The sequence below is a fragment of the Streptomyces sp. ERV7 genome, assembly GCF_001653515.1.
GTDB lineage: Bacteria > Actinomycetota > Actinomycetes > Streptomycetales > Streptomycetaceae > Streptomyces.
In genome coordinates this window covers 1-2,985 of the sequence record NZ_LYOY01000091.1, presented here as the reverse complement: position 1 = coordinate 2,985, position 2,985 = coordinate 1, and the positions used below count along the sequence as shown (strand labels likewise).

Genomic DNA, 2,985 nt, shown 5'->3' with positions numbered 1-2,985 from the left:
TCCCAGTCGGTGAGCACGTCCTCGCGCGCCTCGGGGTCGAGGGTCATCCACCGCATGGTGTTGGCCGGGACCTCACCGCGCGGGAAGAGCGCGGCGAACTCCTCGTTGTGCGCGAGCAGGTTCCAGGCGGCGTCGGTGATGTAGGCCATCGCCCCGTCGATCTGCTCGACGACCCGCTGCCAGACACCGGGCACCGACATCCCGGAGTCGCGGTGCAGGGTGTACGGCGGGTACTCGCGCCGGGTGAGCCGCCAAAGGAACGTCCACTCCTGCTCGTTGAGCCGCAGGGCGCGGGCCACGTTGGTCAGGAACTCGGCGGTGGGGTTGAGTTGCCCGTTCTCGAACCGGTTGTAGGTACCCGGGGTGCGCTCGAGCAGCACGTCCATCTGCTCCTGGCTGAGCCCGGCGACCCGCCGGCCCGGCCCCGCCTGACGCGGCGGAAACCCGGCGGACTCCGGGTGGATGGCGGCGCGCCGCTCCTGGAGGAGCGTCTTGAGGGACATACGGTCACGGGCGGCGAGCGGCAAAACGGGACCTTCGTTCACGGGGGGACGGGGACGAACGGCTGTCGTCGCGGCGGCACGGCGACGTCTGGTGGCCGGACTGTCGGTCGGTCTGTCCTTCGGTCTGTCGGTTTGTTGGTGAACACGCTCCTTGTCACCCGGGCCGAAGGGTGAGGCTGAATGTTGATGGCTGGATCATTATCTGCAATTCAGCCCCCTGGAAAGGGGGCGGGGTACCCCTTCAAACTGTTCCGCACGAAGCCCTTACGGGTCTCGTACGTATCGGCCCAGGTGAAAGCGGTTGCTTGGTGTCCTTCACCGGACGCCGCATCCCGCCCTCACCCGGGACGCGGCGGCTGTCCCTGTGCCGCGGGGACGCCCGGCGTACACGTACCCCATTCAGCGGCCGGTGTCGACAATCGCCAATACGTCGCGTCCTCGACACCGGCCGCCCGCGGCGCGCCGGAGAGCTACATTCCCCCGTCTCCGGCCAGCCCTGGCATGCGGGCCGGGGTTGAGACGGCCGGCGCCGTGGAGCCCGCCCCCTTGGGCGGCCCCACGGCGCCGGCCGTGTGCGTTCCGCGCGGCGGGAAGGCCGGGGTCTGGTGGCTGTTCAAGTCGGTGTCCTTCAACGCCTATTCGTCAGACGCACACCGCCCCGGTACGGGGGCGGCCCCCACGCGAGCCCCAAAACGCCGGAGCGCCCCGGCCGATGATCCCCGGCCGGGGCGCTCCGTAGCAGGTCAGAGGGGCTAGCCCCTCCCCTGCTGTGCGTAGGCCATGTCGGACTCGAACCGACAACCAACGGATTAAAAGTCCGCTGCTCTGCCAATTGAGCTAATGGCCCCTGGCATACCGCACCCCCGCAGCATAGCCCGACAGGGCCCGGCAGCCGATCGGGTATCGGCCGCCGGGCCCCGTGAGGCCCGTTCGGGCCTCGGTATGGCCCGGATGTGCAGCTCAGCATGGCCGGCATGCGCAGGTCACCGGGGCCGGTCCTGCGTCGGGTCCGGTGTCGGGCGGAGGAACCAGTGGCGGGCCGACACCGCCCACCATGTGGCCGCGAAGCCGAGGACCACCAGGACCGCGACCGGGGCGTAGTTGAAGTTCTTCGAGGTCACCGGGGACAGCTGGGGCAGCATGAACAGGACCGTGATCAGCGCCACCCAGGCCACCGCCGCCACGCCGATCGGGCGGGACCAGCGGCCCAGGTGCCAGGGGCCGGGAGAGAACGCGTCGCCCTTGCGCAGCCGCAGCAGCGTCGGGATCACATACGCGATGTACAGGCCGATCACCGCGATCGACGTCACCGCCGCGTACGCCGTCACATTGATCAGATACGGGAGGCCGAGCGCGAGGGCGCCCAGTGCCGCCAGCCAGACCGCCGCCACCGGGGTGCGGGTGCGGGGGCTGACCGTGTGCCAGACGCGGGAGAAGGGCAGCGCGCCGTCGCGCGAAAAGGCGTAGATCATACGGGAGTTGGCCGTCACCGACGCCATCCCGCAGAACAGCTGCGCCCCGATCACCACCAGCAGGAGCAGCTTGCCCGTCGTCGCCCCGAGCGCGTCCAGGAGGATCTGGGCGGGCGGCGCGCCGGTCGCCGAGCCGAGCTCGTCGTCGTAGGACTGGATGGCGTAGGTGAAGCCCAGCAGCAGCACGAAGCCCGCTATCCACGAGGTCCAGATCGCGCGCACTATCCCTCGCGGGCCCGCCGTCGCCGCGTCGTGGGTCTCCTCCGTCATGTGCGCGGAGGCGTCGTAGCCGGTGAAGGTGTACTGGGCCATCAGGAGGCCGATCAGGACGACGTAGAAGCCGCTGCCCCAGCCCGTGTTGTTCACGTAGTGGGTGAAGACGAACTTCGTGGAGCGGTGGTGGTCCGGGGCGAAGGCGAGGGCTCCCGCGATCACCGCGACCCCGAGCACGTGCCACCACACGCTCACGCCGTTGAGGATCGCCACGATCCGTACGCCGAAGGTGTTCAGGAGGCCGTGGAGGATCAGGATCGCCGCGAAGAGCGCGATCGTACGGCCCGGAGTCACCTCGAAGTCCCACTGGAGGTTCAGATACGCGCCCAGGAACGACGCCGCCCCGAAGTCGATCCCGGCCGTCACCGCGACCTGGCCGAGCACGTTGAACCAGCCCGTGAACCAGGCCCAGGCCGCCGCGCTCCGCTCCGGCGCCAGCCGGTGCGCCCAGAAGTACAGTCCCGCGGACGTCGGATACGCCGAGCAGATCTCGGCCATCGACAGGCCGACCAGCAGCGTCATCAGGCCCACCCCGACCCAGCCCCAGGTGATCAGGGCCGGGCCGCCGGTGTTCATGCCGAACGCGTACATCGTCAGACAGCCGGAGAGGACCGAGATGATGGTGAACGAGACGGCGTAGTTGGCGAAGCCGGACATCCGGCGGGCCAGCACCTGGGTGTAGCCGAGCTGCGCCAGCCGCTCTTCGTCGGACGTCGCCGCGCCGCCACCACTGCCGC

General features: G+C 69.8%; 2 protein-coding genes and 1 tRNA gene. All 3 read right to left on the bottom strand.

Going from position 1 to position 2,985, the window contains the following annotated elements:
- Window positions 1-503 (bottom strand): helix-turn-helix domain-containing protein (locus tag A8W25_RS30675; RefSeq protein WP_158942825.1); only part of this gene is annotated, 503 nt, incomplete at its 3' end.
- Between the two features lie 774 nt (window positions 504-1,277).
- Window positions 1,278-1,350, bottom strand: a tRNA-Lys gene (locus A8W25_RS30670).
- Window positions 1,351-1,486: 136 nt separating this feature from the next.
- The coding region (locus tag A8W25_RS30665) for an amino acid permease (protein ID WP_067167721.1) at window positions 1,487-2,985 on the bottom strand (1,499 nt) is incomplete at its 5' end.